Below are 17,341 nucleotides of genomic sequence, written 5' to 3'. Positions count from 1 at the left end.
GGGCTAGAAGTAATCGAACGAGACTTGCAGCAACTGCTCCAGCCGCATCACGTCATCCGCCAGCGCAAAGACCACGATCACGTCGCCCGCTTCGATCCGCAACCCGCCGGAGGGCTTGAATATCTCCTCGCCCCTGCGCACCGCGCCCACCAGCACGCCCTCGGGAAAGTCGATCTCGCGGATCGCCGAACCGGCGATGCTCGACGTTGACAGGACTTCGGCCTCGATCACCTCGCCCTCGGCATCGCCGATGGAATAGACCGCCTTGACGCGGCCATGGCGGATATGGCGCAGGATCGAACTCACGGTGGTGGCGCGCGGGTTGATATAGGCGTCGATCCCCAGCGGCTCCATCAGCGGCACCATCGTGGGATCGTTAATCAGCGAGATCGCGAAGGGACAGCCCTCGGACTTGGCGCGCACGGCGGCCAGCATGTTGGTCTTGTCGTCATCCGTGACCACCAGCACCGCATCGGCGCGCGCGATTCCCGCCTCGTGCAGGAGCGACGAATCCATCCCGTCGCCATTCAGCACGATGGTGCGCTCCAGCGCGTCGGCGGCCAGTTCCGCGCGCCGCCGGTCGCGCTCGATCATCTTGGTGCGGGTGCGCCCGCCGCGCGCCTCCATCGCCTGCGCCACGGCCAGCCCGATATTGCCGCCCCCCACGATCACCAGCCGTTCCTGTTTCTTCTGCGACTTGCCGAACACCTCCAGCGTGCGCGGAATGTCCTCGATCGGGGCCAGGATATAGGCCTCGTCGCCCGGAAACAGCTGATCGCCCGAATCCGGCGCGAAAAGCCGCCCCTCGCGGCGCACCGCCAGAACCACCACCCGCAAGGTCGAGAACAGGTCGCTCAACTGGCGCAGTGGCGTGTTGAGAACCGGGCAGTCCTCCTGCAGGCGCAACCCCATCAGCTGCGCCTTGCCGTCAAGGAACATCTCGGTATCGAAGGCCGCAGGCGAGGATAGCCGCCGCATCGCCGCCTCGGCGACCTCGCGCTCGGGGCTGATCACCACGTCGATGGGCAGATGATCCGGCCGGTAAAGGTTGGAATAGACCGCCGTCAGGTAGGACTGGCTGCGCAGCCGGGCGATCTTGCGCTCGATCGAAAAGACCGACTGCGCCACCTGGCAGGTCACCATGTTGACCTCGTCCGAATAGGTCGCGGCGATGATCATGTCGGCGTCGCGCGCGCCCGCGCGCTCCAGCACGTCGGGATGGCTGGCGAAACCGGCAATGCCCTGCACGTCCAGCGTGTCGGTCGCCCGGCGCACGAGGTCCGGATTGCTGTCCACCACCGTCACGTCGTTCTTCTCGCCCGACAGATGGCGGGCGATCTGCCAGCCGACCTGGCCCGCCCCGCAGATGATGACCTTCATGCCTCACGCCTCATCGCTGTCTGGAGATGCTGCATGACAGAAGCCCAAACCGGGGTCAATTCCTTTGTCCCCCGCCCGGCCCCGCGCTAGACTGGCCCCCATGCATGACCCGCGCCGCATATTCTTGGCCCCGCTGGCCGCGCTTCTGGCGCTGGCCGCCTGTTCGCCGCCCGCGCTTTATCACAAGCCCGGCGCCACCGTGGCCCAGCTTGACCGCGACGAAACCGCCTGTCAGGTCGCCGCATTGCGCCAAGTGCCCGAGCAGATCCGCACCCGCTACACCCCGCCCGAATACAGGATGGAGCCGATCTGCTTCGCGAATGGCGCCTGCACCTGGCGCCGGGTGCAGATCCGCGCCGCCCAATACGAGCGTTACGACGCCAATCAGGGGCTGCGCGCCCGCGTGGCGCGCCAATGCATGGCCGATCGCGGCTATGCCCGGATCGAGCTGCCCGCCTGCGACGGCGCGGTGGCGGGCAATGTGACCATCCATTCGGACGATCCCCTGCCCGTGCTCGATGAGACAAGCTGCGCTGTGCGCACCAAGGCCGGCAACTGGCGCGTCCACAACCCCGCGCGCTGAGGCTCAGCCCTCGGCGACCTCGTCGCCCTCCTCGCCCCTGGCGCGCCCGTTCTTGGTGCCGGTTACGACACCCAGCGATTTCAGCTTGCGATGCAGCGCGCTGCGCTCCATCCCGACGAATTCGGCGGTGCGGCTGATATTGCCGCCAAAGCGGTTGATCTGGGTCATCAGATATTCGCGCTCAAAGGCTTCGCGCGCCTCGCGCAGCGGCATCGTCGCCACCGCGCCCGCCAGCACCACGCGGCCATCCTCGGCCGGCGCCTCGCTGTCGCCGGGCAGCTCGGCGGCGCGGATCTCGCCGCCCGCATCGCCCAGGATCAGCACCCGCTCGATCATGTTGCGCAGCTGGCGCACATTGCCCGGCCAGTTCATCGTCTGCAGCAGCGCCGACGCCTCTTCGCTCATCTCGCGCAGTGGCAGACCCTGGGTGCGGTTCAGCATCTCGATGATATGGTTGGCAAGCGCGGGTATGTCCTCGCGCCGCTCCTCCAGCCCAGGCACCTCGATCGGCACAACGTTGAGCCGGTGATACAGCTCACGGCGGAACCGGTCGGCGGCGATCTCGGCTTCAAGATCGCGGCTGGTCGACGAGATCACACGCAGATCCACCTCGATTTTGTCGCCGCCCCCGACCCTCAGGAAGGTCTGATCGACCAGAACCCGCAGGATCTTGGATTGGGTGCCAAGCGGCATGTCGGCCACCTCGTCGAAATAGATGATGCCGCCGCTGGCCTCTTCCAGCAGACCCGCCTCGACGCCGCGCTCCTCGGTTTCGCGCCCGAACAGCACCTCCTCCATGCGCTCGGGCTCGATCGAGGCGCAGCTGACGCAGACGAACGGCCCGCTGGCGCGCTGCGAATTGGCGTGGATATAGCGCGCCGCCAGCTCCTTGCCCGATCCGGCCGCTCCGGTCAGCATCACCCGCCCGTTCGAGCGCGTCACCTTGTCAAGCTGCGACACCAGCGTGCGGAAGGCGGCGCTTTCGCCCAGCATCTGCGCCGGTTCGGTCTCGCGCCGCTTCAATTGCTGGTTCTCGCGCCGCAAACGGCTGGTTTCCATGCCGCGCCGGATCACCACCAGAAGCTGGTCGATATTGAATGGCTTCTCGATGAAATCGTAAGCCCCCTGCTTGATCGCGGCGACGGCGATCTCGATATTGCCATGCCCCGAGATGATCACCACCGGGATTTCCGGGTGGTCGCGCTTCACCGCCTTCAGGATGTCGATTCCGTCCATCTGGCTGTCCTTGAGCCAGATATCCAGGATCAGAAGCGACGGCGCGGACTCGGCAATGGCCGCCATGCAGGCATCCGAGGTGCCCGCAAGGCGCGTCTCATAACCCTCGTCCTGCAGGATATCCGCGATCAGCTCGCGGATATCGCGCTCGTCATCGACAATAAGAATATCACCCATGTTGCCTCACACCGCTTCCCGTTCCATTGTCTGCTCCTCCCCGGCATTCAGCAGGGGCAACCGCACGACCGCCATGGCCCCCTGGCGCGCACCCTCGGCAAAGGGCTGCGCATCCTCTAGCACAAGGCTGCCGCCGTGCTCCTCGATGATCTTCTTGACGATCGCCAGCCCCAGCCCCGTGCCCTTTTCGCGCGTGGTGACGTAAGGCTCGAAAAGCCGCGAGCGATCCTCCGGCAGACCGATGCCGTTATCGGCGATCCGCACCACGGCCTGCCCGTCCTCGAAACTGCTGGAGATGCGGATCTCGGGGCTGTGCCCTTCGGGCGCGCCCGCTTCCTGAAGGCTTTCGATCGCCTCGCCTGCGTTCTTCATCAGATTCGTCAGCGCCTGGCTGATCATCGTCGCATCGACACTCGCACACAACTCGTCCTCACATAGCGCGATGTCGATATGCACATCGGGCTGGCCCGCTTCCTGCAGCAATGCCGCCTCGCGCACAAGCCGTGTCAGGCTTTCAGGCCTGGCATCCGGCTCGGGCATGCGCGCGAACTTTGAAAACTCGTCCACGATCCGGCGCAGATCGTCGGTCTGGCGCATCACCACATCGGTCAGTTGAATCAGCGATTCGGCCTGCTCGGGTTCCAGCACCCTGCTGAACTTGCGCTTGATACGCTCGGCCGACAGCTTGATCGGCGTGAGCGGGTTCTTGATCTCATGCGCGATGCGCCGCGCCACATCGCCCCAGGCCGCCAGCCTCTGCGCCGCAACCAGATCGGTCACATCGTCAAAGGCCACAACATAGCCCTCGCGCTTGCCCGACTCGCTGCGCCGTGTGGACATGCGCACCAGCAGGTTCTCGACCCGCCCGCCCCGGCTCACCTTGACCTCCTCCTGCACAAAGCCGCCAAGACTGGATTTCAGCTTTTCGAACAGCGCCCCGAATTCCGGCACCGCCACGCTCAGCGAGGTCGAGGCCTGATCCTCCTGCCAGTCCAGCAACCGCTCCGCGGCGCGGTTCACGAAGGTCACGCGCCCGCGCACATCCAAACCGACCACACCCGACGACACCGACCCCAGCACCGAATCGAACAGCCGCCGGCGCCGCTCGATCTGCTGGGTATTGGCCAAAAGCGTCTCGCGCTGGCCCTTCAACTGGCGGGTCATCTGGTTGAAATAGCTGCCAAGCTGGGCGATCTCGTCATCGCCATCGTCTTCGCGCACTGTCACGTCAAGATCGCCCTCGCCGACCCGCTGCGCGGCGCTGGTCAGTTGCCCGACAGAGCGCGACAGGCGCTCGGCAAAGAGCATCCCCATCCAGACCGCCGCCAGGATCAGGATCAGCGCGAACCCCAGGTAGACCAGCGCGAATTCGAACAGAACCCGGCCACGTTCGCTTTCACGTTGCTCGTAAAACCGTGCGGTCTCCTGGGTTTCGTCCAGCAGGCTCAGGATCGCGCCATCCACGTTGCGGCTGACATAAAGATACCGGTCAGTCAGCGTCTCCAGCGGCATCAGCGCGCGGAATTCATTGTTGTCCCAATCCTGGATCACCACCACGCCCTCTTCCGCCGAACGACGGATCTGTTCGGGCGCGGGTTCTTCGTAATCGAACAGGTAGGAGCTTTCGCCGCGCGCGCGGATATCGCCGGTGCCGTCGATCACGAAGGCCTCGCGCAGCCCCCGCTGGATCTCGCGCTGGCCGCGCGACAGCACGGCGCGGATATCGCCGTCATCCATGAAGACCGTCGCGCGCTTGGTGGCGTCGATCACCGAGGCCAGCACCCGCGCATCCTCCACCAGGGCGCGCCGGTGCTCGTCCTCATAGGCCTGCGCGGCGGCAACCGAGCTGTCCACCACGCGCCCCACCCGGTCCGAGAACCACGCCTCAAGGCCCATGTTGACCGACAATGTCGCGAAAACCGCCACCGTGATGGTCGGCAACAGCGCCATCAGCGCGAACACCCCGGTCAGCCGCAGATGCAGCCGCGAGCCCGCCGAGCGCTTGCGCCGCGCAACGACCATGCGCGCCACCCGCTGAAGGACCAGCGCCGCAACGATGATCACATAGACCAGGTCGGCCAGCATCACAGCGCGCAGCGTGTTGGAGGACGACCCCTGATCCAGCGGCCCCATGACCATATAGGTCAGCACCGCCAGAACCGGCCCCAGCACCACCAGACCGAACGTCGCGAAGGTCTGCACGCGCCTGATGCGCCTTAACCGGCCGACCCGTTCCCACGTCCATTTACGTGTATTTGCCGCCACGCACTGCCCCCATCAGCTTGTGACACCTCTCTGGGCGCACAGCAACATGTGGCGCGAAAAGGCAAAATCGCCCTAAATGCCACATCATTGTTGCACTTTTACATCAACTTGCGGCGGCGTGTCACGAGAATATCAAGGTCTTTGATCTTCTTTCGCAAGGTATTGCGGTTGATCCCCAGAAGATCGGCACATTTCGCCTGGTTCCCGCCGGTCGCATCCAGCGCGATCTCGATCAGTGGCGCCTCCACCTCGCGCAGGATTCGCGGATAGAGCCCGGGCGGCGGCATCATGTTGCCGTGCAAGTCGAAATACCTCTGAAGGTGGCGCGCCACCGAGGCCGACAGCTTCTCGCCGTCGCCCTGCCCCAGCACCGGCTGCGCGGAGGGCTGGTTGCCCAGCACCGCCTCGACCTCGGCGCGGCTGATTTCCTCGCTGCGCGCGGTCAGCCCGATGCGGCGCACGGCGTTCTCCAGCTGACGCACATTGCCCGGCCAGCTATAGGCGCGCATCAGTTCCTCGGCATCTTCAGACAGGGCGTGCGGCGGATTCCCGTCACGCTCGGCCCGCGCCAGGAAATGCACCGCCAGCAGCGGGATATCCTCGACCCGCTCGCGCAGCGACGGCACCTCGATCACCGCCCCCGACAGGCGGTAATAAAGATCCTCGCGCAGCCGCCCGCCCTCAAGACGATCCGACAGCCGCGCCTGGCTCGTCGCCATGAAGCGGGGCGCATTATCGCCGGGCGCATCCATCATCCGCACCACGCGCCCCTGCGCATCCGGGTCCAGATCCGTCACCTCGTCCAGCACGATCGTGCCGCCCTTGGCGCGCGCCATCACCTTGGCGGGGCCTTCCAGATCAGACAGATCCGCCGGCGTCACCGTGATGAACGGCAAGGTGCGCCGGTCCGAGAAATCATGGATCGCCCGCGCGATCAGCGATTTGCCGGTGCCCGATTCCCCGGTGATCAGCACCGGCAGATCCGTATTCATGATCCGCGCCACCACCCGGTAAAGCGACTGCATCGCCGCCGTGCGCCCGATCAGCGGCAATTCGTCGGGGCGCTCGTCCTCGACGGCGCTTGCGGAACTGCGCGCGCGGCTGTCCAGCGCCCTTGCGGTGCGCTTCATCAGGTCCGGCAGATCGAAGGGCTTGGGCAGGTAATCATAGGCGTCGGCCTCCTCGGCCTTGATCGCCGTCATGATCGTGTTCTGCGCCGAGATCACGATCACCGGCAGGCCGGGACGATCCTGCGCGATCTTGGGCAGCATCTCGAGCCCGTTGCCATCGGGCATGATGACATCCGAAATCACCACGTCGCCCTTGCCCTCGCCGATCCAGCGCATCAGCGTGGTCAGCGAACTGGTCGCATGCACCTTGCATCCCGCGCGCGTCAGCGCCTGGGTCAGAACCGTCCGGATCGTTCGGTCATCATCCGCGACCAGTACCGTGCCATCCATCTGCCTTGTCCTCCGTGGTCTCTGGCATCTCGTCGGGCGCGCGCTGGAGCGAGATCCGGAACACTGTCCGCCCCGGCACCGAACTGACCGAAATCCAGCCATGGTGATCCGAGATGATCTTCGCCGCCAATGCCAGCCCCAGACCCGTGCCGTTCTCGCGCCCCGAGACGAACGGGTCGAATATGTCCTCGGCGATCTCGGGCGGAAGTCCCGGCCCGTCGTCGATCACCTCGATCTGCAAGGGCAGCGACTTGCCCCCGCCATTGCCGCGCCGCACCCGCAGCGACTGTTCGTAATAGGTGTGCAGCCTGATCACGCCACCGCCCTTGCCCGCCGCCTCGGCGGCGTTCTTCAGCAGGTTCAATATCACCTGCAACAACTGGTCCGGATCGCCAAGCGCCAGCGGCAGCGACGGGTCATAATCCTCGATGACGGTCATGTCCGCGGCAAATCCCAGCACCGCCGAGCGCCGCGCCCGGTCCAGCACGTCATGCAGATTGACCGCGCGCACCTTGGGCTCCGTCACATTGCCGAACTGCTCGACCTGCTCCAGCAACGCCACGATCCGGCGGCTTTCGCTGACGATAAGATCGGTCAGTTCCAGATCGTCATTGCTCAGGTTCATCGACAGAAGCTGCGCCGCCCCGGTGATTCCGGCCAGCGGGTTCTTGATCTCATGCGCCAGCATCTCGGCCATGCCGATCGCCGATTTCGCCGCCGCCTTCACCGATTGCCCCTGCGTGACCCGCGCCGCCAGTTCGCGCGGCGAGATCAGCAACAGCATATGCCCCGGCGCATGGCTCAGGGGCGCGATCTGCAAATTGCAATGCAGGGGGGCGCGGTCGCCCGTGCCCACATCCACATCATTGACGAAAAGCGGGGAATTGTTCTCCCGCGCCCTCTCGAAAGCCTCTTCCAGCGGCGCATCCACCATCAGCCTGTCCCAGACGGGCTGCCCGGCGATCGACTTGGTCGAGCTCATCAGGAACCCTTCCGCCGCCGGGTTGATCTGAACGATCCGGTCGCGCCCGTCCAGCAGCAGCGCCGGGACCGGCAAGGAAACCCAAAGCGCGTCATTCTGGCCGATCATGCCGCCACCCTTTCACCATCACAAAGCGCATCAGGCAAAAGCCGCAATACGTCCTCGGGGTCGCGGCTGGTCAGCACCCGCTTTCGCAACGCCATGCCACAGCCCGCATCCGCCAGGTACCAGCCCAGATGCTTGCGCGCGACGCGGTTGCCCAGTTCGGCGCCATCAAAGCCAAGCATGTCCTCGTAATGGCCACAGACCAAATCGGCCAGCGCCGCGCCCTCGGGCACATCCGGGGCATCCTCCGCCCTGCCTGCCAGTTGCGCGGCCACCTGCGCCAGCAGCCAGGGCCGCCCCTGCGCCCCGCGCCCGATCATCACACCGTCGGCCCCCGACAGGCGCAGCGCCTCGCGCGCGCTCGAAGCATCCACGATATCGCCGTTCGCGATCACCGGGATCGAGACCGCCGCCTTGATTCGCGCAATCGCCGCCCAATCGGCACGCCCCTTGTAGAACTGACAGCGCGTGCGCCCGTGAATGGTGATCATCGCCACCCCCGCCGATTCCGCACGGCGCGCCAGTTCGGGCGCGTTCAGCATGTTGTCATCCCATCCCAGCCTTGTCTTCAGCGTGACCGCCTCCGCCACCGCCTCGATCAGCGACAGCGCATGATCCAGATCCTTCATCAGCGCCGAACCGCTCGCCCCCGCGCCGCTGGCGCTGGTGACCTTCTTGGCGGGGCAGCCCATGTTGATGTCGATGATCCGCGCCCCGCGCCCCTCGACCAGACGCGCCGCCTCGGCCATCCAATGCGCCTCGCGCCCGGCGATCTGAACGGCCGTGTTCGCGCTCCCAAGGCCCAACTCCGCCTTCTCGCGCACACCGGGCCTGGCCTGCACCATCTCCTGGCTGGCGACCATCTCGCTCACCACCCGGTCCGCGCCAAAGCGCGACACGAGGCTGCGAAAGGGCAAATCGGTGATTCCCGCCAACGGCGCCAGGAACACCGGGACTGTCTGTTGGTTCGTCGTCAGGGATGGTGTCACGTGATTAATCCTTGTGCACTGGGGCCGTTCTATCCACTCACCCGACGTTAAACAATGTTTGCACGGTGATTCCAGCCCGCACCCGGGCGCTCTGCCTAAATTTTAGGCGCGCGTTCATGCCATTGCGCTTGGCCACACCCGCGCGGTATCAAATCGCATGACGAACGCCGCCATCATCGTTGCCGCGGGCCGTGGCCGCCGCGCCGGAGGGGAGACGCCAAAGCAGTGGCAGCCTCTCGCCGGGCGCCGCGTGATCGACTGGACCGTCGCCGCATTCGAAGCCGTGCCGGGGATCGACCATATCGTCGTCGTTCTTCACCCCGACGACCTCGATCTCTTCCCGCCCCGCGGTCGCGTCACCATCACCACCGGCAGCGACACCCGCGCCGGCTCCGTGCGGCGCGGGCTCGAACATCTGGCCGCCGTTACGGGCGAATCCGGCATTTTGTACGTCTTGATCCACGATGTCGCCCGCGCCTGTACAAAACCGGCGTACATAACGGACGTTTTGTACGCTCTCAAGCAGCCTGACGCCCGCGCCGTCGCACCGGCCCTGCCGGTAACCGACGCGCTCTGGACCGGGGCGGACGGGCTGGTCACCGGCACCCGTGATCGCACCAATCTCTGGCGCGCACAGACTCCGCAAGCCTTTGTTTTCGCGGATATTCTTGCGGCGCATCGCAATCATGGCGGCGATGCCGCCGACGATGTCGAGATCGCCCGCGCCGCCGGAATTCCCGTCCGAATCCTCGAAGGCAGCGAGGACAATCTCAAGATCACCCACCCCGAAGACTTCCTTCGGGCCGAGAAAATACTGAAAGATCAAATGGATATACGTATCGGCCAGGGCTTTGACGTGCACCGTTTCGGGGATGGCGACCATGTCACCCTCTGCGGTCTGCGCATCCCCCATGATCGCGGCCTGCAGGGCCATTCCGACGCTGATGTTGCGATGCACGCCCTCACCGACGCCATATATGGTGCCATGGCCGAAGGCGACATCGGCCGCCACTTCCCCCCCAGCGACCCGCAGTGGAAAGGCGCGGAAAGCCATATCTTCCTGCGCCATGCCGTGGCCCTAGCGTCGGATAATGGGTTTGTTATCAATAACATGGACGTCACTCTTATCTGCGAGAGACCCAAGATAACACCCCATGCCCCAGCCATGATCGACACCCTCTGCGCCATCACAGGCCTCTGCAAGACCCGCATTTCCGTCAAGGCCACCACCTCCGAACGCCTCGGTTTCACCGGCCGCGAGGAAGGAATCGCCGCGCAGGCGGCCGTCACATTGGTGAAGACATGAGCGTAACCCATTTTATTGCAACGTTTTTTCTTGTTGGCCATTTGCGCCCCGCGCCCGGAACCTGGGGCTCCTTGGCGGCCATTCCCGTGGCCTGGGGCTTGCATCTTCTGGGTGGCCCCTGGCTTCTGATCGCGGCGACCTTGCTGGTATTCGCCCTTGGCTGGTGGTCTACCGAACTGGAAACAAAGGGAAAATCAGATCACGACCCGTCAGAGATCGTGATCGACGAGGTCGCGGGCCAGTGGCTCGCCTTCCTCCCCGTCTCCCTCGGCGCCGCCCATGTCGGCGCCTCCCTCACCGCGCTTTATCCCGGCTGGATCGCCGCTTTCCTGTTGTTTCGCCTGTTCGACATCTGGAAACCCGGCCCCGTCGGCTGGGCCGACCGCCGCGGGGATTCGCTTGGCGTGATGCTTGATGATATCATAGCCGGGGCCTTCGCCGCGATTGGCGTAATGGCCCTCGCCGCACTTTCACATGGGATATTAATGCGTTGATTTCAGAAGAAATTCTTGAACTGGCCAAGGCGCAGGGCGTGATGATCTCCACTGCCGAATCCTGCACGGGCGGCATGGTCATCGCGGCGCTGACCGATATCGCAGGCTCTTCTTCGGTGGTGGATCGCGGCTTCGTGACCTATTCCAACGCCGCAAAGACCCAGATGCTGGGCGTTGCGCCCGAAACCCTCGCCGAACATGGCGCCGTCTCCGAACCCGTTGCCCGCGAAATGGCCGATGGCGCGCTCAGCCATTCCGCCGCTCAGCTTTCGGTGTCTGTCACGGGAATCGCCGGTCCGGGCGGCTCCGAACACAAGCCCGAGGGCCGCGTTTGTTTCGGATTGGCCCGCAAGGGCTTGAAAACCTTCACCGAAACGAAGGATTTCGGCAGCATCGGACGCGCCGAGGTGCGCCGCAAATCACGCGATCACGCATTGGTTCTGCTGTCCCGCGCACTCAGCTGATCACCGCTCAGCCGTAAAGATCATGCGCCCGCGCCTCGAACGCCTTCACTATTCGCTGCATCGCCTCATAAAAGAACAGCCCCGCGGCTTTCTGCAAAAGCCGGTTGCGGAATTCGAAATCGACGTCGAAATGGATCAGGCAGCCCTGCGCGTCATCCTCGAAACGCCAGCTTGATTTCATATAGCGAAACGGTCCGTCCAGATACTCGGTCTCGATCTGATATACCTCGGGCCAGAGCAGGACGCGGCTGCCAAATCGCTCCCGGAAGACCTTGAAACTGATGACAAGATCGGCTTCCATCAGTTCGGACCCATCCGCCTGCGGCGTCACCTTGCGCACCCGTGCCGCCGCCGTCCAGGGCAGGAACTCGGGGTATCTGGCCACGTCGGCCACCAGGTCGTACATTTGCCGGGCCGAATAAGGGACCTGGCGGGTTTCGGCATGTGCTGGCATTGCGGTGTGACCCGGATTTGTCGTGACAGTGCCGCGCTTTTTCATAGACTGGTGTAAAAGTTTCAAGGGGGATCCCATCATCGACCGGGCCTACGAGATCCTGCCCATGATCCCAGCCGAGACAATTTCTCTAAGGGTTCAAAGCCTTGCGCGCGAAATTGAAAGTGAAATCGCGGGCTGTCAAAATCTTCTGGTGGTCGCTATCCTGCGCGGAGCCTTCGTCTTCGCCGCAGATATGGTGCGTGCGCTCGACCTGAAAGTTGAAGTGGACTTCATGGAACTCTCCTCCTATGGGGACAGCACACAGTCACGCCGCAGGGTCGAGATCGTGAAGGATCTGCACACCGACATCGCGGGGCGCGACGTGCTGGTGATCGAGGATATCGTCGATACCGGGCGCACATTAACCCAGGTGCTTGAACTGCTCGGCGCACGCGGCCCCGCCCGCCTGCGCAGCGTCGCCCTTCTGGACAAGCCCGCGCGGCGTGAAATGCCCACCGTCGCCGACTGGACAGGCTTCGAGGTTCCGGACGAATTCGTGGTCGGCTACGGTATCGACTACGCCCAGATCGGCCGCAACCTGCCCTATATCGGAACGGTGCTGTTCACCCGATCATGAATATCCGCTGGCTTTTTCGCATGGCCCGATGGGCCCAGAACCCGCCCAGCGGGCGACAGGTCAGGTTCGTGCTGGCGATCATCCTGATCTGCCTGGCGCTCCTCGCCTATGAACATGTCTTCGGCTGGCCCGAGACGCTTTCGACCGATCCGCGGGGGCGCTTGTGGAAACCATGACGACAACCGCCGGGCGCATGCTTTTGCCCGATGTTTTGCGCGCCGCGGCGCTGGCGGGGATGGTGCTGTTTCATTTCGTTTATGATCTGCAATTCTTCGGCCACCTGCCACCCGGAACCGTGCATCAGCCCGGCTGGGATGCGCTGGCCCATCTGGTCGCCGGGGGATTCATTTTCCTCGCAGGGGCCAGCCTCTATCTGGCGCATGCGCGGCGCATCCGCTGGTCCGCCGCCGGGCGGCGCCTTGCGCAGATCGCGCTGGCCGCGCTGCTGGTGTCATTGGCAACCTATGCGATGATGCCGGATTATTTCGTCTATTTCGGTATCCTGCATGCGATCGCCACGTTCAGCCTGCTGGGCCTGGCATTCCTGCGCCTGCGGCTTGTCGTGGTGGGGCTGGTTGCGCTTGGGGTGTTCCTGCTGCCCCGCTTCGTGCAAGACGAGGCATTCGCCCACCCCGCGCTCTGGTGGCTTGGCCTTTCGCTCAACCCCGCGCCCGCGCTTGATTTCGAACCGCTCTTTCCCTGGTTCGCCGTGTTCTTGGCGGGCCTTATCAGCATGCGCCTTGCCGCGCGCCTCGGTTGGCTCGGCCGCGCTGCGCGCTATGATCCCCGCGCGATGCAAGGTGCGTGCCGCTGGATCCTCTGGGCGGGGCGCAACACGCTGCCCCTCTACCTGCTTCACCAACCGCTCCTGTTCGCCCTGATCTGGAGCTATGGCTTGCTGGTCTGAGGCTGTGAACACCGCGGGGAAAAGTGGCGCACCGTGGCGGTAGAAGAAGAGAACTGGAAGGTTGTTTTGAAACGGTAGGTTACGGTGGCAGGAATTTGGTTGAGTGCCCTAGGGCTGCGAGATCATCGCTGGAAATGTCGACTTGCCCCGCGCCGCCCGAAAACGGCCGAGTTTGAGTCCCCCGATCACGCCTGTCGCGACGACGAGATCCCGTTCTGGGGAACGGGGCCTCCCCCTCGGGACCGGCGGGGCTGCCCGCCGGGTAACCTCTGTCTCAAATCCTACCGGACCTTCGGAACCGCTCAGTTCCAAATCAACGGCCGCTCGCGAAGTGCATGGCGGAGAATGCGTAATTTGAACCGGCCCTTATTTAATGGAGGACGCCCATGCCTGAAAATCCTTGAAAAGCCGCCGAATACCTTGATTGGAAATAACCCAGTCAGCTTTGGACTCTTTGAACCACAAGTCCTCAAGGTCGACTTGCTCGTTGGCCATCAGTTTATCGAAAAAAGCATTCAATTCATGCACCGCCGCGTCGCCGTACCTCCGCCGGAAACTCGTGTAGATGTCGTGGCGTGCTGAAGGGGAGTCAGCCCCCCAATTCGGATGGACCAAGTCAATATCCTGATGGAACTGCAAGGTAAAGTCACGGAAGGCCTGCGGCGGTTTCATGTTATTCGTCCCTTGGATAGGATGTTATGATTATGAAGCCGTTCGGCATGTCCGGCGCATGGCGAATATACGTTCCCACACCATAGGTTGTCCGCAGCCGAATCGGCGAAGAGGCTCTACGGGTCAACCGATATGCCTCTTGGCCGGTGATGCTGGAGAAGGTGCTTGTTATGAAAGCGTCCTCCAATCGTCCAGTCGCGACCGCATTCACAATGTCTGCATTGCGGGAAAGGTTCGCATTCGTCAACCTCTCGGCGGCCGCGAGCGAGCTGAAGGAACCGTGGCGCCAGCGGTAGACCGTGTAGAACAGCGTCTGGGCTTGCGGCACGGTAACCATGCCGATGAGGAAAGCCTCGCTCTTGCCGACGTGCAATTCAATCGAGTGCCCACCCCCAGCTTCATGCTCGGCGAGGTCTTGGAGAGGATAGCCCCCGGCTGTGGGAACGTAATCCACAAGCGTGACATCGTCAGGGGTACTGGGGCTGACCGGCTCCGCATAACACCGACAGTTGTGCGCCTGTCCCGGATGGCCGTCTTCGGGCGGCTCATCCCATCGAAACACCTGATCGTCGTATTCGGCGTGACTGTCGCGCACTTTCGTGTCGTCTTGAGAGCGCCAGATGTATTGCTCGATTCCCAATTCCTGCTGCCGAAGCTGGTTTATCAGGCCAGCGAAGGCCCGAAGCAGACGTTCTTCCATCGCCGCCCGCAACGGGCGCAAACGCTGCGGGTGGGTCTCATATTCCTCGAAGATCGCCGTCAAGCGTGCATCCCATTGGCGCAGCGCTTCCTCCTTCGCATCCAATACGTCGCGCAGATCAGCTTCGGTCACCCATGGCACGGTGTCCGGCGGCGTCAGCGCATTCAGCAGCATCCGGGAGTTTTCGGCGATCACGCGGTCCAGTTGCTCGGCGAAATCGGCCCGCAGGTCGGCATAGCCGGGGAAAAGCGACTTGATCGAAATGCCCGTGCGGTAGCCGTATACGGCACCGTTCTGCCGGGCGAAAACGTACTGCCCGCTGCCACCGTGGCGGAGGAACTCCCGAAGACTGTGTTGCATGGAACCTCCCGCTGACCCGCGCGATGGTTTGTATTGCGAGAGTGTTAAGAAGCTATCAACCGACCGTGCGTTACCTCGATCAGGGGTCATGTTCGCGGATGGCAGCATGCGAAGGAACAGCAGAGTGAGAGGAGTGCCGGTTTCCCGGTGACGGGTTGAGGGCTGGGAGAGTGGCTCCCGGCGCCCGGCGCAGGAGATAGCCGATGGGCGGTGTGGAAGTTCTGGACCCAGCCGCACCGGCACGGGCTGGTGACAGATCGGTGGATGTGAGCCGGGGTGAGCGGAACGGGCGGGTGTCGTCCGAATGGTGGGGCGGGCCTGATCATGAGCGGTATCTGTCGCTCGACAAGCTCTGGCCCAATGTGAAGGGTCGGTCCGAGCGCAGCCCCATGGAGCTTCCCGGAATTGCCCCAGCAAACGCGCACCACAAACACAACAGTCTCGCGCAGCAGACACATGGAAAAAATATGCGAAATAGATTGTGGCGCACCTGAAAGGATTCGAACCTTTGGCCTCTGCCTTCGGAGGGCAGCGCTCTATCCAGCTGAGCTACAGGTGCGTGCGGCACAGGCTATAGGGCAAAGCGCCTCGACCTGCAATCGGAAATCCGGCACCGGTCAGCGGCTTGAAACCCTCGGCTGAATCGGTCGTTATGGGCGTCGGACCCAATCATGAAGGCCGGATCATGCCCCATCCCACACTTTGGTTTCTCGTGTTCTTGCAGGGCGTCGTTTCAGCCGCCAGCCTTGTGGTCGAGATCGTCGCGGGGCGGATGCTGGCACCCTATGTGGGGATGTCGCTTTATACCTGGACGGCCGTGATCGCGGTGGTGCTGGCGGGGTTTTCCGCCGGGCACTGGTGGGGCGGGCGCATCGCCGAGAAACCAGCCCCCAATGCCCTGCGTCAGACCGGCTGGGCGCTCCTTGCGGCGGCGGCCACCACGGCGATTGCCGGGCTCTTGTTGCGCGCCAGCGCCGGGCCTCTTCTCGATATGGTCGCGCACCCGGTCTGGGCGATCACGCTGCTCTGCGCGGCGGCCTTCTTTGCGCCCTCCTTCTTTGCCGGGGTGCCCGCGCCGGTGCTGGCGCAGATCGCGGTCAGCGGCTCGGACCGTTCGGGGCGCGCGCTTGGCGCGATGTTCGCCGCCGGGGCGATCGGAGCGATCGGGGGGACGTTGTTGGCGGGCTTCCTGTTCATCTCATGGCTGGGCAGCGCGCTGACGCTCGCCATCGTTGCCCTGAGCTATGTGATCTGCGCGCTGGCCTGTTTCGGGCTGGCCCGCTCGGTCTGGCAGATCACGCCGCTGGCGCTGGCAGCGGGTGTGCTGGCGCTGACCGGGTTCGGGACCACGATGTCCAGCCCCTGTGACCACGAGAGCCGCTATTTCTGCATCCGTACCGAGAATATCGCCGCCGATCCCTCGCGCCCGGTGAACCTGTTGGTTCTCGACCACCTGGCCCATGGCACCAGCGCGCGCGACCTGCCGCGCGTGATGTTCTCGGATTACGCGGCGATGCTGGACGGTCTGGCACGGATGCGCATGGGCGCGCGGCCCTTCTCGGCTTTCTTCGTGGGGGGCGGCACGTTCTCGATTCCGCGTGCATGGGCGGATCGCGGCATCGGTCCGCTGACCGTGGCCGAAATCGACCCGGTCGTCACCCGTGTCGCGATACGCGATTTCTGGTTCGATCCCGACAGCGCCCGCGTGCTGCACCAGGACGCCCGCCGCGCCCTCACGTCACGCCCCGACACGCACTATGACGTGATCGTTGGTGACGCTTTCACCGATATCGCGGTGCCGTCCCATCTGGTCACGCAGGAGTTCTTTGCGCTGGTGCGCGCGCGGCTCAATCCCGGCGGCATCTACGTCATGAACGTGATCGACTTCGAAGACCGGCTCGATGCGCTGGCGGCGATCCATGCGACGCTGGCCACCGTATTCCCCGATGTCGAAGTCTGGACCGAACAGCGCCAACCCGCACCCGGCGCGCGGATGGTCTTTGTGCTGGTCGCCTCGGAGGGTCCAAGCGCTGTGGACAGCATGCGGCTACCGGCCCCCGAACCCACGCGCTACGGCGCGCTTTCGGACCGCTTCGTCGACACCATGCTCTACGCGCGCGACCCGGTGGTGCTCAGCGACGATTACGCCCCGATCGACCGCCTGCTCGGCCCGGGCTGAACGCGGCCC

Annotated in this window: 17 protein-coding genes and 1 tRNA gene; 8 read left to right on the top strand and 10 right to left on the bottom strand. The window is 64.2% G+C overall.

Annotation, left to right across the window (positions count from 1 at the left end; genetic code table 11):
- Window positions 1–3: 3 nt before the first annotated feature.
- Window positions 4–1,380, bottom strand: a complete 1,377-nt coding sequence (gene trkA, locus N5A93_RS01760; RefSeq protein WP_268953325.1) for a Trk system potassium transporter TrkA — start codon at window positions 1,378–1,380, stop codon at window positions 4–6.
- 100 nt (window positions 1,381–1,480) lie between these two features.
- On the opposite strand from trkA, the gene N5A93_RS01755 reads away from it, so the two are divergent.
- Entirely contained in the window at window positions 1,481–1,963 is a 483-nt protein-coding gene (locus tag N5A93_RS01755; RefSeq protein WP_268953324.1) for a hypothetical protein, read from the top strand.
- 3 nt (window positions 1,964–1,966) lie between these two features.
- Here the strand turns inward: N5A93_RS01755 and ntrX are convergent, their stop codons facing one another.
- From ntrX to dusB, 5 genes are all read right to left on the bottom strand, one after another.
- On the bottom strand, window positions 1,967–3,376 hold the full coding sequence (gene ntrX / locus N5A93_RS01750; protein WP_268953323.1) for a nitrogen assimilation response regulator NtrX: 1,410 nt from the start codon (window positions 3,374–3,376) through the stop codon (window positions 1,967–1,969).
- 6 nt (window positions 3,377–3,382) lie between these two features.
- The gene (locus N5A93_RS01745; RefSeq protein WP_268953500.1) at window positions 3,383–5,587 is read right to left on the bottom strand and encodes a sensor histidine kinase NtrY-like; all 2,205 of its coding nucleotides are present in this window, start codon (window positions 5,585–5,587) and stop codon (window positions 3,383–3,385) included.
- Between the two features lie 152 nt (window positions 5,588–5,739).
- On the bottom strand, window positions 5,740–7,101 hold the full coding sequence (locus N5A93_RS01740) for a response regulator (protein ID WP_268953322.1): 1,362 nt from the start codon (window positions 7,099–7,101) through the stop codon (window positions 5,740–5,742).
- Entirely contained in the window at window positions 7,073–8,191 is a 1,119-nt protein-coding gene (locus N5A93_RS01735; RefSeq protein WP_268953321.1) for a two-component system sensor histidine kinase NtrB, read from the bottom strand. The genes N5A93_RS01740 and N5A93_RS01735 overlap by 29 nt, the downstream gene beginning before the upstream one ends.
- Window positions 8,188–9,177 (bottom strand): tRNA dihydrouridine synthase DusB, encoded by a 990-nt coding sequence (gene dusB / locus N5A93_RS01730; protein ID WP_268953320.1) that lies wholly within the window; start codon window positions 9,175–9,177, stop codon window positions 8,188–8,190. The genes N5A93_RS01735 and dusB overlap by 4 nt, the downstream gene beginning before the upstream one ends.
- A gap of 157 nt (window positions 9,178–9,334) precedes the next feature.
- On the opposite strand from dusB, the gene N5A93_RS01725 reads away from it, so the two are divergent.
- From N5A93_RS01725 to N5A93_RS01715, 3 genes are read left to right on the top strand one after another with little or no spacing between them, the layout of a single operon-like run.
- Entirely contained in the window at window positions 9,335–10,483 is a 1,149-nt protein-coding gene (locus N5A93_RS01725; protein WP_268953319.1) for a bifunctional 2-C-methyl-D-erythritol 4-phosphate cytidylyltransferase/2-C-methyl-D-erythritol 2,4-cyclodiphosphate synthase, read from the top strand.
- Window positions 10,480–10,977, top strand: a complete 498-nt coding sequence (locus N5A93_RS01720; RefSeq protein ID WP_268953318.1) for a phosphatidylglycerophosphatase A family protein — start codon at window positions 10,480–10,482, stop codon at window positions 10,975–10,977. The genes N5A93_RS01725 and N5A93_RS01720 overlap by 4 nt, the downstream gene beginning before the upstream one ends.
- Window positions 10,974–11,441 (top strand): CinA family protein, encoded by a 468-nt coding sequence (locus tag N5A93_RS01715; RefSeq protein ID WP_268953317.1) that lies wholly within the window; start codon window positions 10,974–10,976, stop codon window positions 11,439–11,441. Before N5A93_RS01720 ends, N5A93_RS01715 begins: the two co-directional genes overlap by 4 nt.
- Before the next feature lie 7 nt (window positions 11,442–11,448).
- Here N5A93_RS01715 and N5A93_RS01710 read toward each other — a convergent pair whose 3' ends face one another.
- On the bottom strand, window positions 11,449–11,895 hold the full coding sequence (locus N5A93_RS01710; protein ID WP_268953316.1) for a type II toxin-antitoxin system RatA family toxin: 447 nt from the start codon (window positions 11,893–11,895) through the stop codon (window positions 11,449–11,451).
- A gap of 106 nt (window positions 11,896–12,001) precedes the next feature.
- Here N5A93_RS01710 and hpt point away from each other — a divergent pair, with 106 nt between their 5' ends.
- The 3 genes from hpt to N5A93_RS01695 are packed head-to-tail and all read left to right on the top strand — an operon-like array spanning window position 12,002 to window position 13,421.
- A complete protein-coding gene (gene hpt / locus N5A93_RS01705) occupies window positions 12,002–12,514 on the top strand; it encodes a hypoxanthine phosphoribosyltransferase (RefSeq protein WP_440590557.1) in 513 nt (170 codons plus the stop codon).
- Window positions 12,511–12,690: a hypothetical protein gene (locus N5A93_RS01700; protein WP_268953315.1), complete on the top strand. Its 180-nt coding sequence runs from the start codon at window positions 12,511–12,513 to the stop codon at window positions 12,688–12,690. Before hpt ends, N5A93_RS01700 begins: the two co-directional genes overlap by 4 nt.
- A complete protein-coding gene (locus N5A93_RS01695; protein WP_268953314.1) occupies window positions 12,687–13,421 on the top strand; it encodes a heparan-alpha-glucosaminide N-acetyltransferase in 735 nt (244 codons plus the stop codon). The genes N5A93_RS01700 and N5A93_RS01695 overlap by 4 nt, the downstream gene beginning before the upstream one ends.
- 366 nt (window positions 13,422–13,787) lie before the next feature.
- On the opposite strand, the gene N5A93_RS01690 is transcribed toward N5A93_RS01695, so the two are convergent.
- The 3 genes from N5A93_RS01690 to N5A93_RS01675 form a co-directional block, all read right to left on the bottom strand.
- Window positions 13,788–14,093, bottom strand: a complete 306-nt coding sequence (locus tag N5A93_RS01690) for a hypothetical protein (RefSeq protein WP_268953313.1) — start codon at window positions 14,091–14,093, stop codon at window positions 13,788–13,790.
- A 1-nt stretch (window position 14,094) separates the two neighbouring features.
- Complete coding sequence (locus N5A93_RS01685; RefSeq protein WP_268953312.1) at window positions 14,095–15,153, bottom strand: phage minor head protein; 1,059 nt, start codon at window positions 15,151–15,153, stop codon at window positions 14,095–14,097.
- A gap of 482 nt (window positions 15,154–15,635) precedes the next feature.
- Window positions 15,636–15,712, bottom strand: a tRNA-Arg gene (locus N5A93_RS01675).
- A gap of 126 nt (window positions 15,713–15,838) precedes the next feature.
- Here N5A93_RS01675 and N5A93_RS01670 point away from each other — a divergent pair.
- Entirely contained in the window at window positions 15,839–17,332 is a 1,494-nt protein-coding gene (locus tag N5A93_RS01670) for a fused MFS/spermidine synthase (protein ID WP_268953311.1), read from the top strand.
- The last annotated feature ends 9 nt before the right edge of the window (window positions 17,333–17,341 follow it).

Origin of the sequence: Roseovarius salincola (assembly GCF_026891095.1) — a bacterium.
Taxonomy (GTDB): Bacteria; Pseudomonadota; Alphaproteobacteria; order Rhodobacterales; family Rhodobacteraceae; genus Roseovarius; species Roseovarius salincola.
This window is presented reverse-complemented; position numbering and strand designations above follow the sequence as displayed.

Coding starts and splice junctions, on each gene's coding strand:
- trkA (WP_268953325.1), bottom strand. CDS start 1,380: ATGAAGGTCATCATCTGCGGGGCGGGCCAGGTCGGCTGGCAGATCGCC.
- N5A93_RS01755 (WP_268953324.1), top strand. CDS start 1,481: ATGCATGACCCGCGCCGCATATTCTTGGCCCCGCTGGCCGCGCTTCTG.
- ntrX (WP_268953323.1), bottom strand. CDS start 3,376: ATGGGTGATATTCTTATTGTCGATGACGAGCGCGATATCCGCGAGCTG.
- N5A93_RS01740 (WP_268953322.1), bottom strand. CDS start 7,101: ATGGATGGCACGGTACTGGTCGCGGATGATGACCGAACGATCCGGACG.
- N5A93_RS01735 (WP_268953321.1), bottom strand. CDS start 8,191: ATGATCGGCCAGAATGACGCGCTTTGGGTTTCCTTGCCGGTCCCGGCG.
- N5A93_RS01725 (WP_268953319.1), top strand. CDS start 9,335: ATGACGAACGCCGCCATCATCGTTGCCGCGGGCCGTGGCCGCCGCGCC.
- N5A93_RS01720 (WP_268953318.1), top strand. CDS start 10,480: ATGAGCGTAACCCATTTTATTGCAACGTTTTTTCTTGTTGGCCATTTG.
- N5A93_RS01710 (WP_268953316.1), bottom strand. CDS start 11,895: ATGCCAGCACATGCCGAAACCCGCCAGGTCCCTTATTCGGCCCGGCAA.
- hpt (WP_440590557.1), top strand. CDS start 12,002: ATGATCCCAGCCGAGACAATTTCTCTAAGGGTTCAAAGCCTTGCGCGC.
- N5A93_RS01700 (WP_268953315.1), top strand. CDS start 12,511: ATGAATATCCGCTGGCTTTTTCGCATGGCCCGATGGGCCCAGAACCCG.
- N5A93_RS01695 (WP_268953314.1), top strand. CDS start 12,687: ATGACGACAACCGCCGGGCGCATGCTTTTGCCCGATGTTTTGCGCGCC.
- N5A93_RS01690 (WP_268953313.1), bottom strand. CDS start 14,093: ATGAAACCGCCGCAGGCCTTCCGTGACTTTACCTTGCAGTTCCATCAG.
- N5A93_RS01685 (WP_268953312.1), bottom strand. CDS start 15,153: ATGCAACACAGTCTTCGGGAGTTCCTCCGCCACGGTGGCAGCGGGCAG.
- N5A93_RS01670 (WP_268953311.1), top strand. CDS start 15,839: ATGCCCCATCCCACACTTTGGTTTCTCGTGTTCTTGCAGGGCGTCGTT.